The sequence below is a fragment of the Klenkia terrae genome, assembly GCF_037083865.1.
GTDB classification, from domain to species: Bacteria; Actinomycetota; Actinomycetes; order Mycobacteriales; family Geodermatophilaceae; genus Klenkia; species Klenkia terrae.
The window spans coordinates 204,336-228,755 of record NZ_JBAPLV010000002.1 but is presented as its reverse complement, the minus strand read 5'-3'; the positions used below and the strand labels follow the sequence as shown (position 1 = coordinate 228,755).

Sequence of the window (24,420 nt, the reverse complement as noted above, 5' to 3'; positions counted from 1 at the left end):
GCCGACGGCTCAGCCCGCGAGGTGGCCCCAGTCCGCGGCCAGGTCCACCCACGGGCCGCGGGCGACGACCCGGCCGGCCTCCAGGACCACCACCTGGTCGGCCAGCGCCAGCGCCGACCGCTTGGAGCTGGCGCCCACCACGGTGGCCCCGCGCTCCCGGAGCGCGGCCCACAGCTCGAGCTCGGTGCGGGCGTCCAGCGCCGAGGACACGTCGTCGGCCAGCACCAGCTCGGCCCCGGTCGCCAGCGCCCGGGCCAGCGCGAGGCGCTGCACCTGGCCGCCGGACAGCCGTACCCCGCGGTGCCCGACCAGGGCCCCCACTCCCCCGGCCTCGGAGACGTCGCGCTCCAGCCGGGCGTCGGCCAGCGCGCCGCCGATCTCGCGGGCGTGCCCCAGGGCGACGTTGTCGGTGATGGTGCCCGACAGCACCCGCGGCACCTGGGCGACGTGCGCCACCTGGCCGGGCCGCAGGAACAGCTGGGGGTCACCGACCTCGGTGTCGTTCCAGCGGATCGAGCCCTCGTGGTCCACCAGCCCGGCGAGTGCGCCGAGCAGGCTGGTCTTGCCCGACCCCACCCGGCCGACCAGCAGGGTGAGCGAACCGGCCGGCACCTCGAGGTCGACGTCGGCCACGCCGACGGTGCCGTCGTCGTGCACAGCGGTGACCCGGTCCAGGCGCAGCCGGCGCAGCGGCACCCGGTCGGTGTCGACCGGTGCCGGCGCGGACCCGGCGACCAGGTCGACCCCCGCCGGCACGCCGACCAGGTCGTCGCTGCCGGCCAGGGCGGTGGCCTCCCGCAGCCAGGCACCGGCGATCGGCCGCTCCACGACCGCGAGTCCGGCGGTGATCCCGTACCAACCCGACCCGGCGACCGCGGTGCTCACGGTGAGCGCGGTGGCCAGCCCCCACACGTCGAGCAGGTAGAAGCCCCAGGTCGCCACGATGCCGACCTGCACCAGGACGACGGCCGCGCCCTCCAGCAGCGTGCGGATCCGGGTCTCGCGCACGGTGGCCGCCACCCGCAGCGCGTCGACGGACTCCAGGTGCTGCTGCACCGGGCCGGTCGCGGCGGCGAGCTTGACGGTGCGCACCGCCTCCAGGGCCGAGGCCAGCGACCGCCCGAAGGCCGCCCGCCGGTCCCCCGCCAGCCGACCGGCCCGCCCGGCCGCCGGGGCGCCCAGGAACGCGACCAGCACCGCACCGACGATCACCCCGCCGGTCACCGCCCCGGCCAGCGGCTGCCCGGTGACCGCGATGGTCAGCCCGGTGACCGCGGCGCCGATGCCGACGTCGATCCAGCGGTCGGCCCAGTTCATCAGCCGGTCGGAGTCCAGCGCCCGGGCGGTCACCTCGCCGGCCGGCGTGCGGGCCAGCCGGTACTGCTCGGTCTGCCCGCGGAGCACGGCCAGCCGTAGCCGCAGCGTCACCGACGTCCACCAGATCGGGTACAGCCAGAACGCCCACGCCACGAACAGCGACGACCCCAGCAGCGACAGGGCCAGCAGCACCGAGACCCCGGTCGGGTCCTCGCCGCGCTGCAGGCCGGCCACCAGGTCGCCCCACAGCGCCCCGGTGAACACGCCGTAGGTGCCGGTCACCGAGGCGCCCAGGAACGCGATCGTGCCCACGACGCCCCAGCGCGGGTGCGCCAGGATCGCCCGCGTCACGGTCCGGGCCAGCCGGACCCGCGGGGTCGGCGGCTGCGGACGGGGGGCCCGCCGCTCCGCGCGGGAGAGCAGGCCGGCGTCGTGCGCGACGGGGACCTCGGCCACCTCGGCGGCCTCGTCGGCCGGCGGGCCGTCCAGGGTGCCGGCGCTGCCGGCGGCCACCAGCAGGTCGCGGAACGGCCCGAGCGAGGCGGCCAGGTCGGCGCGCGGACCCTGCTGCACGATCCGGCCGGACTCCAGCACCGCGACCGCGTCGCACCAGCGGGTGGTGCCCAGCCGGTGCGCCACGACCACCCCGGTCCGGCCGGCCAGCAGCCGGCGGGCGGCGCCGGTGACCAGCTCCTCGGTGGTCGGGTCCATCCGCGCGGTGGCCTCGTCGAGCACCACCACCCGGACGTCGCGGACCAGCAGCCGGGCGAAGGCCACCAGCTGCTCCTGGCCCGCGGACAGGGTGATCCCGCGCGGGCCGAGCACGGTGTCCAGCCCGTCGGGCAGCGAGGCCACCCACCGGGTCAGCCCCAGCTCGGCGACCGCCCGGTCGACCACGGCGCGCGGCAGGTCGGCGAACAGGGTGATGTTCTCGGCGAGGGTGGCGGCCAGCAGCTCGGTGCGCTGGGTGACCACGCCGACGCCGGCCCGCAGCTGCTCGAGGTCCAGCGTCGTGACGTCCTGGCCGCCGACCAGCACGGTGCCCGCCGGCGGGTCGACCGCGCGGGACAGCAGCTTGGCCAGCGTGGACTTGCCGGCCCCGCTGCGCCCGACCAGCGCGCAGGTGGTGCCCACCGGCACCGTCCAGCTCTCGACCTGCAGGCTGAACGGCTCCCGGTGGCCCTCGGTGCGGTAGGAGAAGTCCAGGTCGCGCACCTCGATGCCGGCGCCGGTCAGCGGCAGGCCGCCCTGCGGCTCGGGCGCCGCGGACATCAGCGTGCGGATCCGGGTGAGCGCGCCGATGCCCTCGTGCATCTCGGGCAGGTGGTGGTTCACCTCGTCGAGCCGGCCGACGAACGTGGTCACCAGCAGCCACAGGGTGACCAGGGTGGCGACGTCGAGCTCGCCGCTGCCGACCAGCGCGATCGCGGTCAGCGCCAGGGCGGCGAGCATGCCGTGCAGCACCAGCCCGCTGCGCAGCGCGACCATCGCGCCGATCCGGGACGTGCTGGTGTTCCGGCGGACGATCTCGGCGGAGCGGCGGGCGAACTGGGCGACCACGTGCGGCTGGCCCAGCGAGGTGCGGACGTCGTCCCGGCCGGCGACGGCCTCCTCGAGCTGGGCGGCGCCGTCGGACCACGCCTCCTCCTCGACGGTCTTGGACGCCGCCAGCCTGGAGGTGAGCCCGCGGACGGTGGCCAGCACCAGCAGGGCGACCAGCGGGAAGGCGATCCAGGCCGGCCACCAGACCAGCCCGGCGGCGACCCAGGCCAGGCCGGAGCGGAACACCGCGCGGCCCATCGCCCAGCCGGTGATCCGCAGCAGGGTGGCCAGCTGCCGGGTGTCGTCGTCGACCCGGTCGATCAGCTCGCCGACGCCCTGGCCCTCCAGCGTGGTCAGCGGTTGGTGCAGGGCGGCGTCGAGCAGGTCGGCGCGCAGCACGCCCTCGGCGCGGCCGACGGCGGTGGCGAACAGCGTGCGGCCGACGACCTCGCCGACCGCCGAGCCGACCAGCAGCACCGCCAGCGCGGCGAGCAGCGACCCGGTCGGGCCCTCGGCGATCCGGCCGGCGACCACGGTGCCCAGGGTCTCGGCGACGGCGGCCAGCACGGCGGCGACCGCGGCGACCGTCGTCGCTGGCCCGGCGAGCCGGCGCCAGCCCAGGGGCGCGTGCTGCCGCATGAGCTGTCGCCTCCCCCGTCGTCCCGCCGTCGTCCGTCGGGCAGCACGCTACGGACGGGGTCCGACAGCCGCGCCTGGTTTTCCGGCAGGGTCAGCCGGTGAGGGCGGCCCGGCGGCGGCTGCGGGAGCCCAGCCAGCGCGGCAGGTCCTCGGCCGGCATGGGTCGGGCGATGACGAAGCCCTGCGCGTAGGTGCAGCCCAGGGCGGCGACGGTGGCCAGCTGCTCGGGGGTCTCGACGCCCTCGGCGACGCTGCGCATGCCGCAGGCCCGGGCCAGGCTGACCACGGTCTCGACCGCGGCCGCGGACTGGCTGGCCTGCTTGTGGCCGACCCCGGCGATGCCCTGCACCAGCGACTTGTCGATCTTGAGGATGCCGGCGGGCATGGAGACGATCTGGCCCAGGCAGGAGAACCCGCTGCCGAAGTCGTCGATGGACACCTCGATGCCCGACACCCGCAGCTCGGCGAACTGCTCGGCGGCGCGCTCGGGGTCCTCGGCGACGCTGGTCTCGGTGAGCTCCAGCACGAGCCGCTCGGGGCGCAGCCCGCTGCTGGCCAGCACGGAGTTGACGTCGGAGACCAGGGTGCCCGAGCCCATGTGGGTGGCGCTGATGTTCACCGCGGCGGTCAGCGGCAGGCCCATCGCGTCCCAGCCGGCGGCGTCGCGGGCGACGGTGGCGAGCACCCAGCGGGTCAGCTCGTCGACCAGTCCGCTGGCCTCGGCGACCGGCACGAACTCCGAGGGCGGCAGCAGCCCGCGCTCGGGGTGCTGCCAGCGGACCAGCGCCTCGACACCGGTCACCGTGCGGGTGCGCAGGTGCAGCAGGGGTTGGTAGTGCACGACAAGCTCGCCGGCGCCGATCGCGTCGCGGAGCTCGGTGGTCACCCGCAGGCGGCGCTGGGCGGCGTCGCGCAGCTCCTCCTCGAACAGGGTGACGGTGTTGCGCCCGGCGGCCTTGGCGGCGTACTTGGCCAGGTCGGCGTCCCGGACGAGGTCCGCGGCGCTGCTGCGCTGCCCGCCGGAGACGGCCACGCCGATGCTGGCGGTCAGCGGCACGGTGGCCCCGGCGACGGTGAAGGGCTCGGCGAACACTGCGCGGCAGCGCTCGGCCAGCCGCAGCGCCTCCTCGGCGTCGACGTCCCGGCAGAGGACGACGAACTCGTCGCCGCCCAGCCGGCCGACGGTGTCGAGCTCGCGGGCGGCGCGGGCCAGCCGGGCGGCGACCTGGCGGATGAGCAGGTCGCCGGTGTCGTGGCCGAGGGTGTCGTTGACGGCCTTGAACTCGTCGACGTCGAGGATCAGCACGGCCGTGCCGCGCTCGTCGCCGCTGGTCAGCTCGGCCTCGACCAGCTCCTGCAGGTGCACCCGGTTGGGCAGCTCGGTGAGGTGGTCGTAGAGCGCGCGGCGGGAGCTGTCGCGGACGGCCTCCACGCTGGCGGTGATGTCGGTGTGGGTGAGCACCAGCTGGCCGGACTCGTCCACCCGGCTGGCCTGCACGTGCACCCAGCGGCCGACCGGGGCCGGGCCCAGCGCGACGTCGATCGACACCGGCGGGCCGCCGTGCGCGGTGAGCTCGCCGAGGCCGGCCAGCAGCGTGCGGACGTCGTCGTCGTCGCGGGCGGCCAGCACCGCCTCGGCGTAGTCGTCGCCGGCGGCCAGCGGGAGCGCGGCGCCCTGCTCGAGCTGGCCGGCCCACGCGGCGTTGACCAGCAGGACAGTGCCCTCGGAGTCCAGCAGCGCGGTCGGCGACGGGAAGGCGTCCAGCACCGAGGCGGGGACGGCGGGCAGGGCCGGCGCGGGGCGGCGGGACCGGTGCCCGCCCGTACGGCCGCCGTCCGCGAGGGGGACGACGGGTGACGACACGTGGCCCAGCGTAGGGAACGGCGGCCGATCCGTGCGCATCCTCGGTTCCCGGACGTGGTCCGAAGGTGTGTCGACGCCTCCCCCGCCCCACCGGTCACAGCGCGTCACGCTCTGTCAGGGGTCGGTGTACCGGTCGCGCTCGACGACGAACTGCCCGGTCGCGGTGTTCGCGTCCACGAACTCCGGCAGCAGGGGTACGCGGACGGTCACCGTGACGCAGACGCTGAACTCCTCGCCGGGCACCAGCGAGGGTGCGTAGCCCCCGTTCGTCGCGGTGCACTCGACCCCCGCCGGCAGGTAGGCGACCCGGACGTCGGTGGCGTCGACCGACTGGTCCTCGACCGCCAGGGCCGCGGCCGCCTCCGCCCGCGCCTCCCCGGTCACCGGGTCCGGCGCGGTGCCGATCGCCCGGCCGGCCTCCCGCGCCGCGGCGTCGGCGGCGAAGACCCCGCGCTGGACGGCGGAGAACCCGGCGACCAGGTAGACCAGCGGCAGGAACACCACGATCGCCACGAAGACGAACTCGACGATCGCCGACCCGCGCTCGCCGTCGTCCGCGTCGGGGCTCACGGGGCCTCCTCCACCGCGCGGCCGGTGACCTCCAGCGGCAGCAGGTCGCCGAGTGCGGCCAGCAGGCTGGGCACCGCGCCCGAGCAGCGGACGACGACCAGCACCAGGCCGGTGCCGTCGACCTCCTGGTCGCTGGTGCAGGTCAGCCCCGCCGCCGTCCCCGCGCTGGTCGCCGAGCCGATGATCTCCAGTGCCCGCGGTGCGCCGGCCCCGGTCGGCACGTCGGCGCCGGCGGCGTACCGAGCGCCCTCCTGGGCACTGCTGGTCGCGACGTTGCGGACGTGCACGTAGACCGCGACCTGCAGCACCGCGAGCAGCAGGACGACGACCAGCACCGACACCAGCGCGAAGTCGACGACCGCGCTGCCCCGCTCCCGGTCCTGCGTTCGGTGCAGGCGGGCGGGGTCAGCCACCACCGCTGGTGACCGAGGTCAGCGCGGTCTGCACGGCGTCGACGATCGCGGTCCGGAAGGGGATGAGGATGGCCAGCACGAGGGCGGCCGTCATCACGGTGATCATCACCCACCCGGGGACGTCGCCCCGTTCGGGGTCGTCGCCCCGCAGACGGTGCACGAGGGCGGTGACCACCAGGGTCAGGAACGGCATGCGGGTCTCCTCACTGGGCCAGCGTCACGATGCTGATCAGGCCGGGGAACAGGGTGAACAGGACGGTCACGGGGAGCACCAGGAAGACGACCGGGACCATCATCTGGATCTCCTTGGTGCCGCCGGCCTCGAGCAGCCGGCGCTTGCCGGCCTCGCGGACGTCGGCGGCCTGGGCGCGGAGCACCTCGGCCAGCGGAGTGCCGCGCTCGATCGCGACGACCAGGCCGTCGACGAAACGGGCCAGCGCGTCGACGGAGGTGCGGTCGGCGACCTGCTGCAGGGCGGTCACCAGCGGCACCCCGGCCCGGGCGCGGCCGAGGGCGCCGCCGAGCTCGCGGGCCAGCTCGCCGCCGGACAGCCGGGTCACCCGGGCGATGGCCGCGGTCGGGCTCTCGCCGGCGGTGACGGCGAGGGCAAGCAGCTCGGCGACCACCGGGAACTCGGCCAGCAGCAGGGTCTCGCGCCGCTGCACCTGCTGGGTGAGCCACCAGTCGCGGCCCAGCACCCCGCTGAGCAGGCCGCCGACGCAGACCAGCGCGGCGCTGAGCAGGTTCAGCCCGCCGGTCGCCCCGGCCACCAGCAGCGTGGTCAGCCCGCCGGCGAGCAGCCCGAGGCCACCCCAGACCACCTGCTCGACGCGGAAGTCCTCCACCGTGGTGTCCGAGCCCAGGGCGGCCAGTCGGCGTCGCACGGCGACCCGGCCGCCGAGCAGGCGGTCCACGACGCGGGCGCCGTCGGTCAGCGCGGGGCCGAACACCCGGCGGGCGGCCGAGAGCATGCCGGGCTCGGTGGCGGTGCCCAGCAGCCGGGACGGCGGCGGGGTGTCCTGGACGTAGGGCGCCAACCGGTCGACCAGCCGGACCGGCCGGGCCGGCGGTGCGTACCGCAGCACGAGGACCAGGCCCAGCGAGGTGGTCAACCCGAGCAGGACGCCGACGACGCCGGGGGTCACTGCAGCACCCGCACGTCCTGGGGCAGCCGCCCGATCCTCAGCATGAGCCGGTAGGCGACCAGGCAGACGGCGCCACCGCCGACCAGGATCGCGGTGCCGACCGGGCTGTCGTAGGCGGCCAGGGTCTGCCGCTGGGTGGCCAGCAGGAGCAGCACCGCCCAGGGCGCGGCGACGGCCAGCCGTGCGGCCTGCACGATCCAGCCCTGCCGGGTCTCCAGCTCGGCGCGGGCCCGGGCGTCCTCGCGCAGGAACGTCGCCAGCGTGCGCAGCACTCGGCCCAGGTCGCTGCCGCCCACCTCGCGTGCCACCCGCAGGGTCTCGACGATGCGGTCGCCGACCGGGTCGGCGAGGTCGTCCTTGAGCCGGTCGAGGCACTCGGCGAACCGGCCGGTGGCCCGGTGGTCGGCGGCGAACCGGGCGAACGGCGCCCGCAGCACCTCGGGCCCGCGGGTGGCCAGCGCGGACAGCGACTCCGGCAGCGACAGGCCGGCGCGCACCGCGGAGGCCAGGTTGTCCACGACCTCCGGCCAGACCTCGCGCAGGTCGGCCCGGCGCTTGCCGGCCAGCCGGCGGACGAGCAGGTAGGGGGTGGCCGCGCCGAACGCGCCGAAGGCCAGAGAGATGGTCACCGTCGCGGTGGTCACCAGGACCAGCACGGCGACCACCAGGCCCAGCACGACCTGCAGCGCCAGCAGCTGGGCGGGGTTGATGCCGGTCAGCCCGGCGGCGGACAGCAGCTGGGCGCGGCGCCCCGGCCGTCGTCCGGTGGTCCGGCGCTGCGGCGCCCGCGGTCCGCTGCGCCAGACCAGCAGCAGGCCGACCCCGAGCGCCAGGCCCAGCAGTGCCCCGGGGACGGTCACCGGTGGTCCTCGAGCAGGCCGGCGAGGTCGAACCCGTGGGCGGCGAACCGCTCGGGGTGCGGCGGGTAGCCGTCGGCCCGGACCAGCCGTCCGTCGCGGGTGGTGAACACGTCGGCGGTCTCGATCACGGTGCCCTCGGCGCGGCCGGGGAGGGCGACCACCTCGCGCACCCGCCGGTGCCCGGACGGGTCGGTGCCCACGTGCACCACCAGGTCCACGCTGCTGGCCACGGTGGGGACGACGAAGGCGTGCCCGATGTTCTCCCCCGCCAGCAGCGGCAGGGTGCACATCTTGACCACGGCCTCGCGGGCGCTGTTGGCGTGCAGGGTGCACATGCCGGGCAGCCCGGAGTTCAGCGCGATGAGCAGGTCCAGGCACTCCTCCTGGCGGACCTCGCCGACCACCAGGCGGGAGGGCCGCATCCGCAGCGCCTCCTTGACCAGGCGGCGGAGCGGGATCTCCCCCGCGCCCTCCAGGTTGGGCTGGCGGGTCTGCATGGCCACGACGTCGGGCAACGGGATGCGGAGCTCGAAGACCTCCTCCGCCGTGATCACCCGCTCGCGGGCCGGGATCGCCGCGCAGAGGCAGTTCAGCAGGGTGGTCTTGCCGGCCTGGGTGCCGCCGCTCACGAGGATGTTCAGCCCGGCCGCGACCGCGGCCTCCAGGAAGCGGGCGACCTGGGCGGTCAGCGTGCCCAGGGCGACCAGCTCGTCCAGGCTGTGCGCCTGGAGCACGAACTTGCGGATGTTGACCGCCATGTGCCGGCGCGTGACATCGGGGATCACCACGTGCAGCCGCGAGCCGTCGGGCAGTGTCGCGTCGACGAACGGGGTCGACATGTCGACACGTCGACCCGAGGTGCGCAGCATCCGCTCGACCAGGTCGGCCAGCTCGCCGGCACCCAGGATGGTCGTGGTCAGCTCGCTGCGCCCCCGCCGGGCCACGAACACCCGCCCGGGCTCGTTGACCCAGATCTCCTCGACCTCGGGGTCGTCCAGCCAGCGCTGCAGCGGGCCGAACCCGGCGACCCGGTCCAGCACGTCGCGCAGCACGCCCTCGGCGTCGGCCAGCGGCGGCAGGGACGACGACAGCGACCGCTCGGCGTAGTCGGCGACCACCTCGCGGACCAGCGTCCGCACGGGGCCGGGGTCCACCGCGGGGTCCAGGCCGCGCCGGCGGACCAGCTCGCGCACCTCGGCGTCCACCAGGTCCAGCGCGGTCGACGCGGCGGGCAGGACGGGCACGCAGCGGAACCTACGAGACCGGGAGGACTCGCGGGGGCCGGATCAGCCGACCTGTGGACAACCGGGCCGGCCCGTACCCGATCGGGTGAACGCCCTGCTCACGCTCGTGCTGGGTGCCCGGCACGCAGCGTGACGACCCCCATCGAGGGATTCCGGAACGGGTTCGGCAGGTCGGCCCGTAGGCTGCCCCGACCAACCCTCCGGAGGTGCCCCGTGGTCCAGCCAACCGGCAGCGCCTCGCTGCTCGACACCGCCGTCGCGCGCTTCTACGACCTCGTGCTGGACGACCCCCGTCTGGCGCACTGGTTCTCCGACGTCGACATGACCCGGCTGCGCCGGCACCAGGCCGAGTTCCTCGGCACCGCCCTGGACGGCGGCGCCAGCCGGTACGACCTGCGCCGCGCCCACGCCGGTCTCGGCATCGACGACGCCGCCTTCGACCGGGTGGTCGAGCACCTCGGCGCCGCCCTGGCCGCCGTCGGGATCGAGGACGGCCACCGCCGCGACATCCAGCAGGCGGCGGCCGGCCTCCGCGACCAGGTCGTGGAGGCCTGACCGGACCCGGTCAGAAGGTCAGGACGAGCCTCCCGCGCACGCCGCCGGCCTCGAGCCGGGCGTGCGCCGCCGCGGCCTCGGCCGCCGGCACCACGTCGGCCACCCGCAGCGTGACCTCGCCGGACTCGGCCTGCTGCCGCAGCCGGTCCAGCGCCGCGGTGTTCTCCGCGTAGTCGCGCACCATCACCGGCTCGAAGCGGATCCCGCGGCCGGGGTCGACGTCGTCCCCGCGGTAGCCGCGCACGGTCGAGACCACGCCGCCGTCGCGGACCACCCGCGCGCCCGCGGCGCCGAGCAGCGCGCCGTCGGCCAGGCCGTCGACCCCGCCCGGGTAGCGGTCCAGCACCGCGTCGGCGAACCCGTCGCCGCGCTCGAGCACCACGTCGGCGCCCAGGGACTTGACCAGCTCGCGGTCGGACTCCGCGGCGTCGGCCACCACGACGAGCCCGTCGACCTTGGCCAGCTGCACCACGTAGCCGCCGAACGCACCGGCTGCGCCGCTCACCGCGAGCACCTGCCCGGCGCCCAGGCCCATCCGGTCCAGCGCCAGCCGCGCGGTGAGGCCGTTCATCGGCAGCGAGGCGGCCGCGGTGTCCTCGACACCCGACGGCACCGGCACGACCGACCCGGCCGGCAGCGCGATCTGCTCGCGGTAGCCCCCGTGCGCCCCGCTCGGGACGACGATCGCCATCACCCGGTCACCCACCTGCAGCGGGGTCTCGGTGCCCGGCCCGATCTCGTCGACCACGCCGGCGACGTCCATCCCCGGGATCCAGGGCATCTCCTTCGGGGCCTTCGGGTGCTGGGCGTAGGTGCCGTTGCGGGCGTAGGTGTCCGTCGGGTTGATCGCGGCGGCCCGCACGGCCAGCCGCACCTGACCGGGGCCCGCGTGCACCTCCGGCACGTCGAGCAGGTGCAGGGCCTCGGGCCCGCCGAACTCGGTCACTCCCACAGCTCTCATACCCGGGGACAAGTCGTCGCCGTCGCCGGGGATTCCAGGCACGGGGTTCCACAGCAGGCGTGCAGGCGATCCTGGGCGCACCGTCAGGAACCGGCCGCACCGTGTGCCCCATGCCCCCGCAGACCGCCGCCCCGGTGCTGGACGTCGTCGTCCCCGTGCACGACGAGGAGGCCGACCTCGAGCAGTGCCTGCGCCGCCTGCACGACCACCTGGCCACCCTGCCGTTCAGCTCGCGGATCACCGTGGCCGAGAACGCCAGCACCGACGGCACCCTGGCGCTGGCCCACCGGCTGGCCGGCGAGCTGCCCGGCGTCCGGGTGCGGGTGGAGACCGAGCCCGGGCGCGGCCGGGCGCTGAACCGGGCCTGGCTGGCCAGCGACGCCGCCGTCCTGGTCTACATGGACGTCGACCTGTCCACCGACCTCAACGCGCTGCTGCCGCTGGTCGCCCCGCTGATCAGCGGGCACTCCGACCTGGCGATCGGCACCCGGCTGGCCGGGTCCTCCCGGGTGGTCCGCGGCGCCAAGCGGGAGTTCATCTCCCGCAGCTACAACCTGCTGCTGCGCGGCACCCTGGCCACCCACGTCTCCGACGCCCAGTGCGGGTTCAAGGCCATCCGCGCCGACGTCGCCGCCCGCCTGCTGCCGCTGGTCGAGGACACCGGCTGGTTCTTCGACACCGAGCTGCTGGTCCTCGCCGAGCGGGCCGGGCTGCGGATCGCCGAGGTCCCCGTCGACTGGGTGGACGACCCCGACAGCCGGGTGCACATCGTCTCCACCGCCCGCGCCGACCTGGCCGGCATCGCCCGGATGTGGCGGGCGTTCACCACCGGCCGGCTGCCGCTGGCCGACCTGCGCGCCCAGATCGGCCGCGGTCCGCTCGTCGAGCCCGACCTGGACGGCGTCCCGGCCGGGCTGCTCGGCCAGCTGGTCCGCTTCGCCGTGATCGGCGTGGTCTCGACGCTGGCCTACCTCGCGCTGTTCGTCGGGCTGCGGCACACCTTCGAGCCGCAGGCCGCCAACCTGGTCGCCCTCGGCGTCACCGCGGTGGCCAACACCGCGGCCAACCGGCGGATCACCTTCGGCATCCGCGGCCGCGGCGGCGCGGCCACCGCCCAGTTCCAGGGCCTGCTGGTGTTCGCCCTCGGCCTGGCGATGACCAGCGGCACCCTGGCCGCGCTGAACGTCTGGGACCCGCGGGCACCCCGGCTGACCGAGCTGGCCTTCCTGGTCTCGGCCAACCTGGCCGCCACCCTGCTGCGCTTCGTGCTCTTCCGGGCCTGGGTCTTCCGCACCCGGGCCGCCCGCCCCCAGGGCACCCCGGTCACCGCCGACGTCCTGCCCGGCCTGCCGGTCAGCGCCCGGTGAGCACCGTCCTCGACCCCCCGGTCGGGGTTGCCACGCCGGTCCCCGCCCCGCTCCGGGCCGGCGACCCGGGCTGGGTGCGGCCCGCGCTGCTCACCCTGCTCGGGGCCACCGGCGTGCTCTACGTCTGGGACCTGGCCGCCTCCGGGTGGGCCAACGCCTTCTACGCCGCCGCCGTGCAGGCCGGGTCGCAGAGCTGGTCGGCGGCCTTCTACGGCGCCTCGGACGCCGCGGGCGCGATCACCGTGGACAAGCCGCCGGCCTCGCTGTGGGTCATGGAGGCCTCGGTCCGGCTGTTCGGCCTCAGCTCGTGGTCGCTGCTGGTGCCCCAGGCGCTGATGGGCGTGGCCACCACCGGGGTGGTGTACCTCGCCGTCCGCCGGGTGGTCGGCCCCGGGGCGGGTCTCCTGGCCGGGGCGGCGTCCGCGCTGACGCCGGTCGCCGTCCTCATGTTCCGGTTCGACAACCCCGACGCGCTGCTGGTCCTGCTGCTCACCCTCGCGGCCTACCTGCTGACCCGCGCCGTGCAGTCGGGACGACGGGCCACGCTGGTGGCCGTCGGCGTCCTGATCGGGTTCGCCTTCCTGACCAAGACGCTGCAGGCCTTCCTGGTCGTGCCCGGGTTCGCCCTGGTCTGGCTGGTCTGCGCCCCCACCGTGCTGCGCCGCCGGCTGGTCGACCTGGCCTGGGCGACCCTGGCGATGGTGGTCGCCGGCGGCTGGTGGGTGCTGGTCGTGGAGCTGGTGCCGGCGGACTGGCGGCCCTACATCGGCGGCTCGCAGACCAACTCGGTGTGGGAGCTGATCTGGGGCTACAACGGGCTGGGTCGGCTGACCGGCGACGAGACCGGTTCCGTCGGCGGCACGATGGGCTGGGGCGAGACCGGGCTGGGGCGCATGTTCGACGCCGAGATCGGCGGCCAGATCTCCTGGCTGCTGCCCGCGGCGCTCGTGCTCGCGGTCGCCGGCCTGGTCGCCGTCGGCCGCCGGCCCCGCACCGACCCGGCTCGCGCCGGGCTGCTGGTCTGGACCACCTGGCTGCTGGCCACCGGCCTGACGTTCAGCCTGATGGCCGGCATCTTCCACGCCTACTACACCGTCGCGCTGGCCCCGGCGATCGCCGCGGTCGTCGGCATCGGCGGCGGGCTGCTCTGGGCGCGCCGCGGCTCCTGGTGGGCACGGCTGGTGCTCGCCGGCACGCTGGCCGGCACCGGGGTCTGGTCGTGGGTGCTGCTGACCCGGACGCCGAGCTTCGTGCCGTGGGTCGCCCCGCTCGTGCTGGCCGCGGCGCTGCTGGGCGCGGGCGCGCTGCTCGGGGTGCACCGGCTGCCGCGGCCGCTGGTCGGGGTGGTCGTCGCGCTGGGCACCCTGGCCGCGCTCGGCGGGCCGGCCGCCTACGCGGTGGACACCGCGAGCGCCCCGCACACCGGGTCCATCGTCACCGCCGGGCCGACCGGGATCAGCCGGTTCGGCAACGCCCCGGCCCGGCCGGCGAGCACCGCCCCCCAGCCGCACCCCGGTGCCGGCGGGCCCGGGTTCACCCCCGGCGGCGGGAGCACCCGCGGCAGCCTGGTCGGCGCCAGCGACCCCAGCGCCCAGGTCGTCGCCGCCCTGCGCGGGAACGCGTCGTCGTTCACCTGGGTGGCAGCGGCGATCGGCTCGCAGAGCGCCGCGGGGTACCAGCTGGCCACCGGCGACCCGGTGATGGCGGTCGGCGGGTTCAACGGCAGCGACCCCTCCCCCACCCTCGCGGAGTTCCAGCAGTACGTCGCCGCCGGGGACATCCACTGGTTCGTCGGCGGCTCGGTGGGCCGCAGCTCCAGCGGGTCCAGCTCCTCGGCCGACATCCAGGACTGGGTCGCCCAGAACTACCCGGCCAGCACGGTCGACGGCGTCACCCTCTACGACCTCAGCCGCCGGATCGACTGATCCAGGGGGCGAAGATCTCGCGCGCCACCGGGTCGGGCGTGCGGTAGGTCAGCACGGAGCCGTCGTGCAGCAGCACCGACAGCACCAGCGGGTCGGCCGGCCCGGGGCGCTCGGGACCGCTGAGCACGACCGCGCTGACCTGCTCGGCCCCGATCCGCCGGACGCCCTCGAGGCCGGCGGCCAACTCGGCGGAGGAGCGCGCCCGCCGGAACAGCGGCGTGCCCGGACGGCGCCGCACCCGATGCCCTGCCCGGCGGGCCGCCATCGCCTGGGCGTGGTCACCGGCGGCCTGCTGCCGGTCCCGGGCGCGGAACCGGGCGATGAGCACGGCGGAGAACAGCAGCAGGCCCAGCGCGCCGATCGAGAGCACCAGCGACAGCGGGCCCACGCCGTCGAACCGGCCGGCCAGCTGGGACAGCAGGACGAGTACGCCGAACCCGCCCAGCAGGAACAGCAGCTGGCGCAGCTGAGCCCGGGTGTCGGACAGCCCACGGGCGAACCCGGGCAGCTCCACCCAGCCGTCGTCGAACACCGACAGCCGCCACCAGTCGCCGGCGGCGTCCTCGGCCGACACCCAGCCGCGCCGCACGGGACCCGTCAGCGCTTGCTGGCGTAGGTCTTGAGCAGACCGCGGCTGATGATCGTCTTCTGGATCTCGCTGGTGCCCTCGCCGATCAGCAGGAACGGGGCCTCGCGCATGAGGCGCTCGATCTCGTACTCCTTGGAGTAGCCGTAGCCCCCGTGGATCCGGAAGGACTGCGTGGTGACCTCGGCGCAGTACTCACTCGCCAGCAGCTTGGCCATGCCGGCCTCGACGTCGTTGCGCTTCCCCGAGTCCTTGAGCTTGGCCGCGTTGACCATCATCAGGTGGCTGGCCTCGACCTTGGTGGCCATCTCGGCCAGCTGGAAGGCGATCGCCTGGTGCTGGGCGATCTTCTTGCCGAAGGTCTCCCGCTGCTGGGCGTACTCCACGGCCAGCTCGAAGGCCCGGATGCTGATGCCGCAGGCGCGGGCGGCGACGTTGACCCGGCCGACCTCGACGCCGTCCATCATGTGCGCGAAGCCCTTGCCGGGCACGCCGCCGAGGATGTCGTCGGCGCTGGCCTGGTAGCCGTCGAACACCAGGCTGGTGGTGTCGACGCCCTTGTAGCCCATCTTGTCGATCTTGCCGGGGATGGTCAGGCCGGGCTTGACCTCGCCGAACCCGGTGGGCTTCTCCACCAGGAACGTGGTCAGGTTCTGGTGCGCCTTCTCGGCGCCCTCGTCGGTGCGGACCAGCGCGGCGACCAGCGTGGAGGACCCACCGTTGGTCAGCCACATCTTCTCGCCGTCGATCGTGTAGTTCCCCTCGGCGTCCTTCTTGGCCCGGGTGCGGATCGCGGCGACGTCGGAGCCCAGCCCCGGCTCGGACATGGAGAACGCCCCGCGCACCTCGCCGGTGGCCATCCGGGGCAGGTAGCGCTCCTTCTGCTCCTGCGTGCCGTGCTGGATGAGCATGTAGGCCACGATGAAGTGGGTGTTGATCACCCCGGAGACGCTCATCCAGCCGCGGGCGATCTCCTCCACGACCAGCACGTAGGTCAGCAGCGACTCGCCCAGCCCGCCGAACTCCTCGGGGATCATGAGCCCGAACAGGCCCATCTCCTTCATCCCGTCGACGATCTCCTGCGGGTAGGTGTCGGCGTGCTCGAGCTCCTGGGCCCGCGGGATGATCTCCCGGTCGACGAACCGGCGGACCGTGGACAGGATCTCGGTCTGGATCTCGGTCAGGTCGGCGGTCTGGGCCAGGCGGGTCATGGGTGCTCCTCGCGGGGGACGACGGTGTCCGTGGTTACCGGTGAGTATGCGTCAGGGGTGCGACGCTGACGGCCGCACCCGCACCGAGGAGGACCAGATGAGCCAGCCGGACGACGGCTTCTACCGCGGCGACCCGCAGATCCGGCCGGCCCCCTCCGGACCGCCTCCCGCACAAGGCCCGCCTCCCGGCTACGGCCCGCCGCCCGGGTACGGCCCTCCCCCGGGGTACGGCCCCCCGCCCGGGTACGGGCCGCCCCCGGGCTACGGGCCGCCGGTCTACCTGGTCCGGCGGCCGACCAACACCACCGCGATCCTGGCGCTGGTGTTCGGCTTCGTCTTCGGGCCGGTCGGCCTGGCGCTGGGGATCTCCGCCCGGCGCCAGATCCGCCGCACCGGGGAGGAGGGCGACGGTCTGGCGCTGGCCGGGATCATCGTCGGGTCGATCGGCACCGCGGTCTACGGCTCGCTGATCCTGATCTGGGTCTGGGCCTTCATCGCCCTCACCAGCTTCGGCCCGTAGGTCAGTCCTCCGGCGGGGTGAACGACGAGGTGCGGGACATCGCCGCCGCCCGGCCCTTGCCGGCGATGACCAGCGCCATCTTGCGGCTGGCCTCGTCGATCATCTCGTCGCCCAGCATCGCCGAGCCCTTCTTGCCGCCGGCCTCGCTGGTCGCCCACTCGTAGGCGTCCAGGATCAGCTCGGCGTGGTCGTAGTCCTCCTGGGAGGGCGCGTAGATCTCGTTGGCCGCGTCGATCTGGCCCGGGTGCAGCACCCACTTGCCGTCGAAGCCGAGCATCGCCGAGCGCTTGGCGACCTCCTCGAAGGCCGGCACGTCGCGGACCTGCAGGAACGGCCCGTCGATGGCCTGCACGCCGCGGGCGCGGGCGGCCATCAGGATCTGCATGAGGATGTAGTGGAACGGGTCGCCCGGGTAGTCCGGGTGCAGCGCGCCCACCACCAGGGACTTCATGTTGATCGAGGCCATGAAGTCGGCCGGGCCGTAGATGATCGTCTCGATCCGCGGGCTGGCGAACGCGATCTGGTTGACGTTGATCAACCCCTGCGCGGTCTCGATCTGCGCCTCGATGCCGATCTTCCCGACCTCGAGGCCGTTGGCCTTCTCGATCTGGGTGAGCAGCATGTCCAGCGCCTGCACCTGACCGGCGTCCTGCACCTTGGGCAGCATGATCGCGTCCAGGTTCGCCCCGGCGCCGCCGACGACCTCGATGACGTCCTGGAACGTCCACTCCGTCGTCCAGTCGTTGACCCGGACGGTGCGGATCTTGTCGCCCCAGCCGCCCTCGTTCAGCGCGGCGACGATGTTCTTGCGGGCGCCGGGCTTGGCCAGCGGCGCGCAGGCGTCCTCCAGGTCCAGGAACACCTGGTCCGCGGGCAGGCCCTTGGCCTTCTCCAGGAACCGGGGGTTGCTGCCCGGGACGGCGAGGTTGGAACGGCGGGATCGGAGCTCGGCCACGGTGCCTCCACGATCGACGATGGTTACCGGACAGTAACCAAGGTCTAGGTGATCGGCTCCGTGGCGGTCGGCGGCCGGGACGCGCGGACCACCAGGGCCACGCCGACCACGACCAGCGCCATCCCGGGCAGCGCCAGCAGCGGGGGCAGCTGGCCGAGCAGCACCAGCGCCACCAGCAGCGAGCCGGGCACCTCCAGCAGGATCGCCAGGCCGACGACGGTCGGCCCCACCGAGGACACCACCAGGTTGAGCACGGTGTGTCCGAAGAGCTGGGCCACGACCGTGATGCCCGCGATCAGCCACCAGTCACGGGCGCTGAACCCGACCAGCGGGACGCCGACGACCACCGCGGCCACGGCCACCACCGCGGCGCAGGTGCTGTAGCAGACCACCGAGTACGCCGAGGTGGTCAGCCGCTGCCGGGCCGAGGCCCCCGCGAGCACGTAGCCGGCCGCCGCGATCGCGCCCAGCAGCGCCAACCCGTCCCCGGCCAGCGCCCGCAGCGAGACGGTGACGTCGACCCCGGCGATCAGCGCGGCGCCGACCACGGCCAGCGCGAGCCCCCACCAGACCTGCGCGGGCAACCGGACGCCGGTGAACCGGGCGGCCACCGCCGTCCAGACCGGTGTGGTGGTGACCAGCGCGATCGACGCGGCGACCGACGTCATCGACAGGCTGGGCAGCCAGGCCGCGAAGTGCGCGGCAAGGAACAGCCCGGCCAGCACCGAGCTGCGCAGGTCGCGCAGCCGCAGACCGGCCAGGCCCGGCCGCTCGCGGGTCAGCAGCACCGGCAGCAGGGCCACCGCGCCGGCCGCGTTGCGCCAGAAGGCGATGGCAAGCGCGGGCGCGACCACCAGCGCGGTCATGGGCCCCGACAGCGAGATGCCGACGACGGCCACCGCCATCAGCCCGAGGTCCCGCCCGCCGGGACGGTGCAGCGCCCAGGCCTGGGTGGTGCTCACGCGGGGACGGCGATCGTGCCCGACGCGACCGGGTGCACCCGGCCGGCGACGGTGGCGGCGACCGCGCGGCCGTCCTGCACGACCACGGTGCCGTCGAGCACCGAGGGACGGCGGACGGCGGCGCCCTGGTGCAGCCGGTAGGCGCTGGTCCCCTCCCCCGCGAGCCCCTCGGCGGCCAGCCACGCACCGGTGGCCAGCGCCGCGGACCCGGTGGCCGGGTCCTCGCCCCACTCCAGGCCGCCGGCGAACACCCGGACGGTGTGCTCGTCGTGCTCCCCCCGGGCCAGCACCGAGACACCGCCGAGGACGCCCGGCAGCAGGGCGGCGAGCGCCCGCGGGTCGGCGACGGCCCGGTCGAGGGCGTCGGGGTGGACGTCGAGGTGCGCGAACTCCAGCCCGCAGCTGGTCAGGTGCGCCGGCCGGCCGGTCACGTCGTCCGCGGTCAGGCCGACGGCCGCGGCCAGCGCCGCCGGGTCGGGGCCGGGCCGGGAGCGGGGGGCGCCACCGGTCAGCCGGGCGCCGTCCGCGGTGACGTCGAGGGGGACGACGCCCTCGCCGCACTCCTGCTGCACGGTCCCGGCCGGCAGCAGCCCGAGCCGGACCAGGGTGTGCGCGGTGCCGACGCTGGGGTGGCCGGCGAAGGGCAGCTCGGTCTCCGGGGTGAAGATCCGCACCGCGTAGCCGCCGGCGTGGACAGCGGTGACGAACGTGCTCTCGGAGAAGCCGAACTCCGCGGCGAGCGCCTGGCACTGCTGCGTGGTCAGCCCGCCGGCGTCCAGGACGACCGCGAGCTGGTTGCCGGTGAACGGTCGCGGGGCGAAGACGTCGACGACCTCGAAGGACAGCACGGCGGCGACGGTAACCTCCCCTCCCGGGGCCCCCGCCGGTGGTCGAATCCCGTCCTGTGCACGCTGGAGGCGCCGTGACCACCGTGCTGAGGGCCTACGTCTCCCGGGTCGCCGGGCTGACCGTGTTCGACCCGTCCGGCGACCGGGTCGGCAAGGTCCGCGACGCCGTCGTGGCGCTGCGGGTGGGCACCGCACCCCCGCGCATCCTGGGCCTGGTCCTCGAGGTGGTCGCCCGCCGGCGGATCTTCCTGCCGATGGGCCGGGTCACCCGGATCGACGCCGCCGCGGTCACCCTGAGCACCGGCACGCTGAGCCTGCGGCACTTCGAGCAGCGCGCCGGGGAGACCCTGGTGCTGGGCGAGCTGCTGGACCGCCGGGTGACGATGACCGAGGACGGCCGGCCCGCCGTCGTCGTCGACGCCTCGATGGAGCAGAACCGCACCGGCGACTGGGTCATCACCCGGCTGGCCGTCGCCGAGCCCGGCCGGTTCGGCCGCCGCGGTCAGCTGCACCAGGTCGCCTGGGACGAGGTCGCCGGGCTGTCGCTGGAGGAGGCCGGGCAGAGCGCCGAGACGCTCATCGCCACCTACCGCGAGCTCAAGCCCGCCGACCTCGCGCACCAGCTGCAGGGCCTGCCGGACAAGCGGCGCAACGAGGTCGCCGAGGCCCTGGACGACGGCCGGCTGGCCGACGTGCTGGGCGAGCTGCCCGAGGCCGAGCAGATCACCATCCTGCGCAGCCTGGACGAGGACCGCGCCGCCGACGTCCTGGAGGAGATGGACCCCGACGACGCCGCGGACCTCCTCGGCGAGCTGCCCGGCGCCGACCGCAACCGGCTGCTGAGCCTCATGGAGCCCGACGACGCCAAGTCGGTGCGCCAGCTGCTGGACTACTCCGAGGACACCGCCGGCGGGATGATGACCAGCGAGCCGGTCATCCTCGCCCCCGACGTGACCATCGCCGAGGCGCTGGCCCGGGTGCGCTCGGAGGAGATCACCCCCGCGCTGGCCAGCCAGGTGTACGTCTGCCGGCCGCCCTCGGCCACCCCGACCGGTCGCTACCTGGGCCTGGCGCACATCCAGCGGCTGCTCCGCGAGCCCCCGTTCACTCTGGTCTCCGGCGTGCTCGACGACCTGGAGCCGCTGCGCCCGGAGGCCCCGCTGGCCGAGGTCACCCGGTACTTCGCGACCTACAACCTGGTGGCCGCCCCGGTCGTGGACGCCGGCGGCCGGCTGCTGGGCGCGGTCACCGTGGACGACGTCCTGGACGCCCTGCTGCCCGACGACTGGCGCGAGCGGGCCCGGCGTGGCTGACGCGCGCGAGACCGCCCGGCGGGCGGACCTGCAGCTCGACCAGCCCGGCGGCGTCCGCGGCTGGCGCCCCACCTTCAACCCCGACGCGGTGGGCTTCTACGCCGAGCGGATCGCCCGGTTCCTGGGCACCGGCCGCTACCTGGCGATCCAGACGATCATCGTGATCATCTGGATCGCGATCAACATCGCCTGGATCTCGCTGCGGTTCGACCCCTACCCGTTCATCCTGCTCAACCTGGCGTTCTCCACCCAGGCCGCCTACGCCGCCCCGCTGATCCTGCTGGCCCAGAACCGGCAGACCGACCGGGACAAGGTGCAGGTCGAGGAGGACCGCGCCCGGGCCGAGCAGACCCGTGCGGACACCGAGTACCTGGCCCGCGAGCTGGCCTCGCTGCGCGTCGCGATCGGCGAACTGGCCACCCGCGACTTCATCCGCAGCGAGCTGGACCGGCTTGCCCCGCCTGACGACGAGGCCGCGGCCCGCCGCCGCAAGGAGCGCAAGCGCAAGCGCGAGCAGCAGACCCGCGAGGCCCGGGAGCACCGGGTGGACCGGGACAAGGGCGCCGACCGGCCCTCCTCCTGACCCGCGCTCAGCCGGCTGCCAGCCCGGCGAGGACCTGCAGCTGCCGGCGCATCATCACCAGGTCGCCCCAGCACAGCGCCGCCGCCACCGGGCGGGGCAGCGGCTGCACCCGCAGGACGGCGACCAGCCGGCTCGTGCCGGCGGCGGCCCCCGGCAGGGCGGCGTAGCTGACCACCATGTCCCCGCTGGCCCGCGCCACCGGTCTCGGCGGCAGCACCAGGGTGAGCTCGCGGCCGGGGACGAAGGCGTGCAGGCGGAACACCGTGGCCACCCGCTGGCCGACCTCGAGCTCGTCCAGGCCGGGGGTCAGCGTCCGCGGGCTGCGCCGGCCGAGGTTGTCGACCAGGTCGTAGCTGTAGGGCGCGGCCCGCAGCTGGCACAGCCAGCGGAACGCCACCTCCACCGGGGCGGCGACGTCCACCCCGCGCAGCCAGCGGCCGGGGGCGTCGGGCGCCAGCTCGTCGCAGCCGTAGGTGGCCGCGGCCTCCGCGTCGGTGACTCCCCAGCGCTCCGGCAGCCCGCTCACCGACGCACCACCTGCAGGGTCGCCAGGGTGGGGTCGGCGGCGTAGGCGATCCGGACGCCGGCGTCCGCGGCGGCGGCCAGCGCAGCCAGGGCGGCCGCGGTGACCTCCTCCCCCGGCGCCAGCACCGGGATGCCCGGCGGGTACGGCGCGACCAGCTCGGCGCAGACCCGGCCCACCGCGTCGGCGAGCGGGACGGCCTCCCGGTCGGCGAAGAACGCCTCCCGCGGCGGCAGCACGGGCACCGGCACCACGCCGTAGACCGCGGCCCCCACCACCGGCCGCGGGACGCCGCGGTGCCGCTGCACCGAGGCGGTGACGACGTCGGTGAACGCGCCCAGGCTGCGGTCGTCGTCGGCCAGGGTGACCACCGCCTTGACCAGGTCCCGCTCGGCGGCCTCCACCGGGAGGCCGGCGGCCAGCAGGTCCCGCTCCACGGCCAGCCCGTCCGCGCCGGTGCCCGGCAGCACGAGGGTGAGCACCAGCGGGTCACCGTCCACCAGCACGAGGCCGGACACGTCGGCCAGCCGGTCGCGGGCCCGCCGGGCGGCGGCCATCGCCGCGCCGAGCAGCTGCTCGCCGTCCCGGGCCAGCAGTGCGCGGGCGGCGTCGGTGCTGGCCAGCACCGCGCCGGCCGGGCTGGTGGTGGCGGTGGCCTCCACCCCGGCGTCCAGCCGGACCGGGTCCACCCGCTGGGTGCGGGCGAGCACGAGGGCGGCCTGGCTCCAGGCCGGCAGCGTCTTGTGCGCGCTGGTGACCAGCACGTCGGCGCCCAGCTGCAGGGCGTGCCGGGGCAGGTCGGGGTGGAAGCCGAAGTGCGCCGCCCAGGCGCCGTCCACGACCAGCGGGACGTCGTGGGCGTGCGCGGCGTCGGCCAGCCCGGCCACGTCGCCGACCGTGCCGACGTAGGAGGGGTCGCCGACGAACACCGCCCGGGCGCGGGGGTGCTCGGCCAGCGCACGGGCCACCGTCGCCGGGGCCACGCCCAGCGGCAGGCCGGTGGCCGGGTCGACGTCGGGCCGGACCCACACCGGGACCAGCCCGGCCAGCACCAGCCCGATCAGCATCGACCGGTGCAGGGTGCGGCTGACCACGACCTCGTCGCCGGGGCGGCCGACCGCCAGCGCGACCGCCTGGTTGGCGTGGGTGGCCCCACCGGTGGAGAACCGGCAGACGTCGGCCCCCCACAGCCGGGCGGCCCGCGCCTCGGCGTCGGCCAGCACCCCGGCGTCCAGGTGCACCGTGTCCAGTCCGCCGTACAGCGGGACGTCGCCGGCCACCACGTCGCCGACCAGGTCGTGGCGCTGCTTGTGGCCGGGGATGGTGAACGGGGTGACCGGCTGCTCGCGGAAGCGGAGCCAGGCGTCCAGCAGGGGGGCGTCGCCGCGCAGCCCACGGGGGTCAGCGGACACGCGGCAGCACCTGCAGCAGGGCGGTGGTGAAGGCGCGGACCTGGCGCAGGTCGACCCACTCGTCGACGGCGTGCAGCCCGCCGCCGGAGGGCCCGCACACCAGGGCCGGGCACACCTGCTGCCAGAGCGCCGCCTCCATCCAGTAGGGGGCGTCGAGGGTGCGGCCGGTGCCCAGTGCGCCGCCGAGGGCGTCGGCCAGGTCGGCCGCCGGCCCCTTGTCGTCCAGCTGCCAGGGTTCCCGGGCCGCGACGAGGTCGACCTCGGCTGCCCAGTCCGGGGCCAGCAGGGCCCGCACCTCGGCCAGCGCCGACGCCGAGTCCTCCCCGGGCACGGTGCGCCGCTCCACCAGGCACTCCGCGGCGTCGGCGACGACGAAGGGAGACGTGCCACCGCGGACGACGGTGACCATGAGCTCACCGCCCCCGGCCCGCACCGCGCCCGCCCGGTCCTCGACCGCCGCCAGGAACCGGCCCAGGTGCGCGATCGCGTCGACCCCCAGGTCGCGCTGCGAGCTGTGCGCGGCCCGGCCGGTGAACCGGACCCGCAGCACGACGAACCCGCGCAGCGTGCGCGCGAGGGCCAGGTCGGTGGGCTCGCCGACCACGCAGACGTCGGGGCGCACGCCCAGGTCGGGCAGCGCGGCCAGCACGGCCTCGGTGCCGGTGCTGGCGTCCTCCTCGTCGGCCACCAGGGCCAGCACCGCCCGCACCGGCCCGTCCACCAGACCCTCGGCGGCCGTCACCAGGGCGGCGACCCCACCCTTCATGTCCGCGGCACCCCGACCGGACAACCGGTCGCCGTCCACCCGCGGGGCGAACGGCCGGGCCATCCCGGTGACCCCGACGGTGTCCAGGTGCCCGTTGAGCAGCACCGTCGGGCGTCCCGCGGGACCGGGCGGCACGGCGACCAGGCTGGGCCGGTCGCCCGGCCCGGCCGACGGGACGACGGTGGTGGCGAAGCCGGCGCGGTCCAGCCGGTCGCGCAGGTGGGCCACGATCCGCCGCTCGCCGGCGGCGCCGGGCACCAGGCCTGGGTTGACGCTGTCGATGCCCACGAGCTCGGCCTTCAACGCGGTGGCCACGGCACCCGGATCGTCCACGGGCCC

General features: G+C 75.5%; 23 protein-coding genes. 6 read left to right on the top strand and 17 right to left on the bottom strand.

Translation table 11 applies throughout. From position 1 onward, the window contains the following. Positions 1–9: 9 nt before the first annotated feature. The 8 genes from UXQ13_RS03190 to UXQ13_RS03155 form a co-directional block, all read right to left on the bottom strand. A complete protein-coding gene (locus UXQ13_RS03190) occupies positions 10–3,498 on the bottom strand; it encodes an ATP-binding cassette domain-containing protein (RefSeq protein ID WP_225232672.1) in 3,489 nt (1,162 codons plus the stop codon). Between the two features lie 91 nt (positions 3,499–3,589). Further along, positions 3,590–5,362 (bottom strand): putative bifunctional diguanylate cyclase/phosphodiesterase, encoded by a 1,773-nt coding sequence (locus UXQ13_RS03185; protein ID WP_225232673.1) that lies wholly within the window; start codon positions 5,360–5,362, stop codon positions 3,590–3,592. Between the two features lie 114 nt (positions 5,363–5,476). After that, positions 5,477–5,932, bottom strand: coding sequence for a hypothetical protein (locus UXQ13_RS03180; protein ID WP_225232674.1), 456 nt, complete (start codon positions 5,930–5,932; stop codon positions 5,477–5,479). Next, the gene (locus UXQ13_RS03175; RefSeq protein WP_225232675.1) at positions 5,929–6,345 is read right to left on the bottom strand and encodes a TadE/TadG family type IV pilus assembly protein; all 417 of its coding nucleotides are present in this window, start codon (positions 6,343–6,345) and stop codon (positions 5,929–5,931) included. The genes UXQ13_RS03180 and UXQ13_RS03175 overlap by 4 nt, the downstream gene beginning before the upstream one ends. After that, positions 6,338–6,538 (bottom strand): hypothetical protein, encoded by a 201-nt coding sequence (locus UXQ13_RS03170; protein WP_225232676.1) that lies wholly within the window; start codon positions 6,536–6,538, stop codon positions 6,338–6,340. Before UXQ13_RS03170 ends, UXQ13_RS03175 begins: the two co-directional genes overlap by 8 nt. A gap of 10 nt (positions 6,539–6,548) precedes the next feature. Beyond that, entirely contained in the window at positions 6,549–7,490 is a 942-nt protein-coding gene (locus tag UXQ13_RS03165) for a type II secretion system F family protein (protein ID WP_225232677.1), read from the bottom strand. Then, on the bottom strand, positions 7,487–8,350 hold the full coding sequence (locus UXQ13_RS03160) for a type II secretion system F family protein (RefSeq protein WP_225232678.1): 864 nt from the start codon (positions 8,348–8,350) through the stop codon (positions 7,487–7,489). The genes UXQ13_RS03165 and UXQ13_RS03160 overlap by 4 nt, the downstream gene beginning before the upstream one ends. After that, complete coding sequence (locus UXQ13_RS03155; protein WP_225232679.1) at positions 8,347–9,594, bottom strand: TadA family conjugal transfer-associated ATPase; 1,248 nt, start codon at positions 9,592–9,594, stop codon at positions 8,347–8,349. The genes UXQ13_RS03160 and UXQ13_RS03155 overlap by 4 nt, the downstream gene beginning before the upstream one ends. A gap of 213 nt (positions 9,595–9,807) precedes the next feature. Between UXQ13_RS03155 and UXQ13_RS03150 the strand changes: the two genes are divergently transcribed. Beyond that, positions 9,808–10,149, top strand: a complete 342-nt coding sequence (locus UXQ13_RS03150; RefSeq protein WP_225232680.1) for a group I truncated hemoglobin — start codon at positions 9,808–9,810, stop codon at positions 10,147–10,149. A 10-nt stretch (positions 10,150–10,159) separates the two neighbouring features. Here UXQ13_RS03150 and UXQ13_RS03145 read toward each other — a convergent pair whose 3' ends face one another. Beyond that, complete coding sequence (locus tag UXQ13_RS03145; RefSeq protein ID WP_225232681.1) at positions 10,160–11,095, bottom strand: NADP-dependent oxidoreductase; 936 nt, start codon at positions 11,093–11,095, stop codon at positions 10,160–10,162. 125 nt (positions 11,096–11,220) lie between these two features. Here UXQ13_RS03145 and UXQ13_RS03140 point away from each other — a divergent pair, with 125 nt between their 5' ends. Together UXQ13_RS03140 and UXQ13_RS03135 are read left to right on the top strand one after the other, a co-directional pair. Continuing rightward, on the top strand, positions 11,221–12,477 hold the full coding sequence (locus tag UXQ13_RS03140; RefSeq protein ID WP_225232682.1) for a bifunctional glycosyltransferase family 2/GtrA family protein: 1,257 nt from the start codon (positions 11,221–11,223) through the stop codon (positions 12,475–12,477). Then, the gene (locus tag UXQ13_RS03135; RefSeq protein WP_225232683.1) at positions 12,474–14,402 is read left to right on the top strand and encodes an ArnT family glycosyltransferase; all 1,929 of its coding nucleotides are present in this window, start codon (positions 12,474–12,476) and stop codon (positions 14,400–14,402) included. Before UXQ13_RS03140 ends, UXQ13_RS03135 begins: the two co-directional genes overlap by 4 nt. Here UXQ13_RS03135 and UXQ13_RS03130 read toward each other — a convergent pair. Both UXQ13_RS03130 and UXQ13_RS03125 read right to left on the bottom strand, forming a co-directional pair. Further along, the gene (locus UXQ13_RS03130) at positions 14,383–14,991 is read right to left on the bottom strand and encodes a hypothetical protein (RefSeq protein ID WP_225232684.1); all 609 of its coding nucleotides are present in this window, start codon (positions 14,989–14,991) and stop codon (positions 14,383–14,385) included. The two genes, UXQ13_RS03135 and UXQ13_RS03130, sit on opposite strands and share 20 nt — an antisense overlap. Before the next feature lie 8 nt (positions 14,992–14,999). Next, on the bottom strand, positions 15,000–16,199 hold the full coding sequence (locus UXQ13_RS03125) for an acyl-CoA dehydrogenase family protein (protein WP_225232685.1): 1,200 nt from the start codon (positions 16,197–16,199) through the stop codon (positions 15,000–15,002). A gap of 97 nt (positions 16,200–16,296) precedes the next feature. Between UXQ13_RS03125 and UXQ13_RS03120 the strand changes: the two genes are divergently transcribed. Further along, positions 16,297–16,719, top strand: a complete 423-nt coding sequence (locus UXQ13_RS03120) for a DUF4190 domain-containing protein (protein WP_336391807.1) — start codon at positions 16,297–16,299, stop codon at positions 16,717–16,719. Position 16,720: 1 nt separating this feature from the next. On the opposite strand, the gene UXQ13_RS03115 is transcribed toward UXQ13_RS03120, so the two are convergent. The 3 genes from UXQ13_RS03115 to UXQ13_RS03105 are packed head-to-tail and all read right to left on the bottom strand — an operon-like array spanning position 16,721 to position 19,484. Further along, positions 16,721–17,674: an HpcH/HpaI aldolase/citrate lyase family protein gene (locus UXQ13_RS03115; RefSeq protein WP_225232687.1), complete on the bottom strand. Its 954-nt coding sequence runs from the start codon at positions 17,672–17,674 to the stop codon at positions 16,721–16,723. Positions 17,675–17,718: 44 nt separating this feature from the next. After that, complete coding sequence (locus UXQ13_RS03110; RefSeq protein ID WP_225232688.1) at positions 17,719–18,636, bottom strand: DMT family transporter; 918 nt, start codon at positions 18,634–18,636, stop codon at positions 17,719–17,721. After that, on the bottom strand, positions 18,633–19,484 hold the full coding sequence (locus tag UXQ13_RS03105; RefSeq protein ID WP_225232689.1) for a PhzF family phenazine biosynthesis protein: 852 nt from the start codon (positions 19,482–19,484) through the stop codon (positions 18,633–18,635). The genes UXQ13_RS03110 and UXQ13_RS03105 overlap by 4 nt, the downstream gene beginning before the upstream one ends. Before the next feature lie 74 nt (positions 19,485–19,558). On the opposite strand from UXQ13_RS03105, the gene UXQ13_RS03100 reads away from it, so the two are divergent. Together UXQ13_RS03100 and UXQ13_RS03095 are read left to right on the top strand one after the other, a co-directional pair. Continuing rightward, the gene (locus UXQ13_RS03100) at positions 19,559–20,797 is read left to right on the top strand and encodes a magnesium transporter MgtE N-terminal domain-containing protein (RefSeq protein ID WP_225232690.1); all 1,239 of its coding nucleotides are present in this window, start codon (positions 19,559–19,561) and stop codon (positions 20,795–20,797) included. Continuing rightward, complete coding sequence (locus UXQ13_RS03095; RefSeq protein ID WP_225232691.1) at positions 20,790–21,380, top strand: DUF1003 domain-containing protein; 591 nt, start codon at positions 20,790–20,792, stop codon at positions 21,378–21,380. The genes UXQ13_RS03100 and UXQ13_RS03095 overlap by 8 nt, the downstream gene beginning before the upstream one ends. Positions 21,381–21,387: 7 nt before the next feature. Here the strand turns inward: UXQ13_RS03095 and UXQ13_RS03090 are convergent, their stop codons facing one another. The 3 genes from UXQ13_RS03090 to UXQ13_RS03080 are packed head-to-tail and all read right to left on the bottom strand — an operon-like array spanning position 21,388 to position 24,414. After that, positions 21,388–21,906: a hypothetical protein gene (locus tag UXQ13_RS03090; RefSeq protein WP_225232692.1), complete on the bottom strand. Its 519-nt coding sequence runs from the start codon at positions 21,904–21,906 to the stop codon at positions 21,388–21,390. Next, on the bottom strand, positions 21,903–23,315 hold the full coding sequence (locus UXQ13_RS03085; RefSeq protein ID WP_225232693.1) for an aminotransferase class I/II-fold pyridoxal phosphate-dependent enzyme: 1,413 nt from the start codon (positions 23,313–23,315) through the stop codon (positions 21,903–21,905). Before UXQ13_RS03085 ends, UXQ13_RS03090 begins: the two co-directional genes overlap by 4 nt. After that, on the bottom strand, positions 23,305–24,414 hold the full coding sequence (locus tag UXQ13_RS03080) for a M20 family metallopeptidase (protein WP_225232694.1): 1,110 nt from the start codon (positions 24,412–24,414) through the stop codon (positions 23,305–23,307). The genes UXQ13_RS03085 and UXQ13_RS03080 overlap by 11 nt, the downstream gene beginning before the upstream one ends. Positions 24,415–24,420 lie beyond the last annotated feature (6 nt).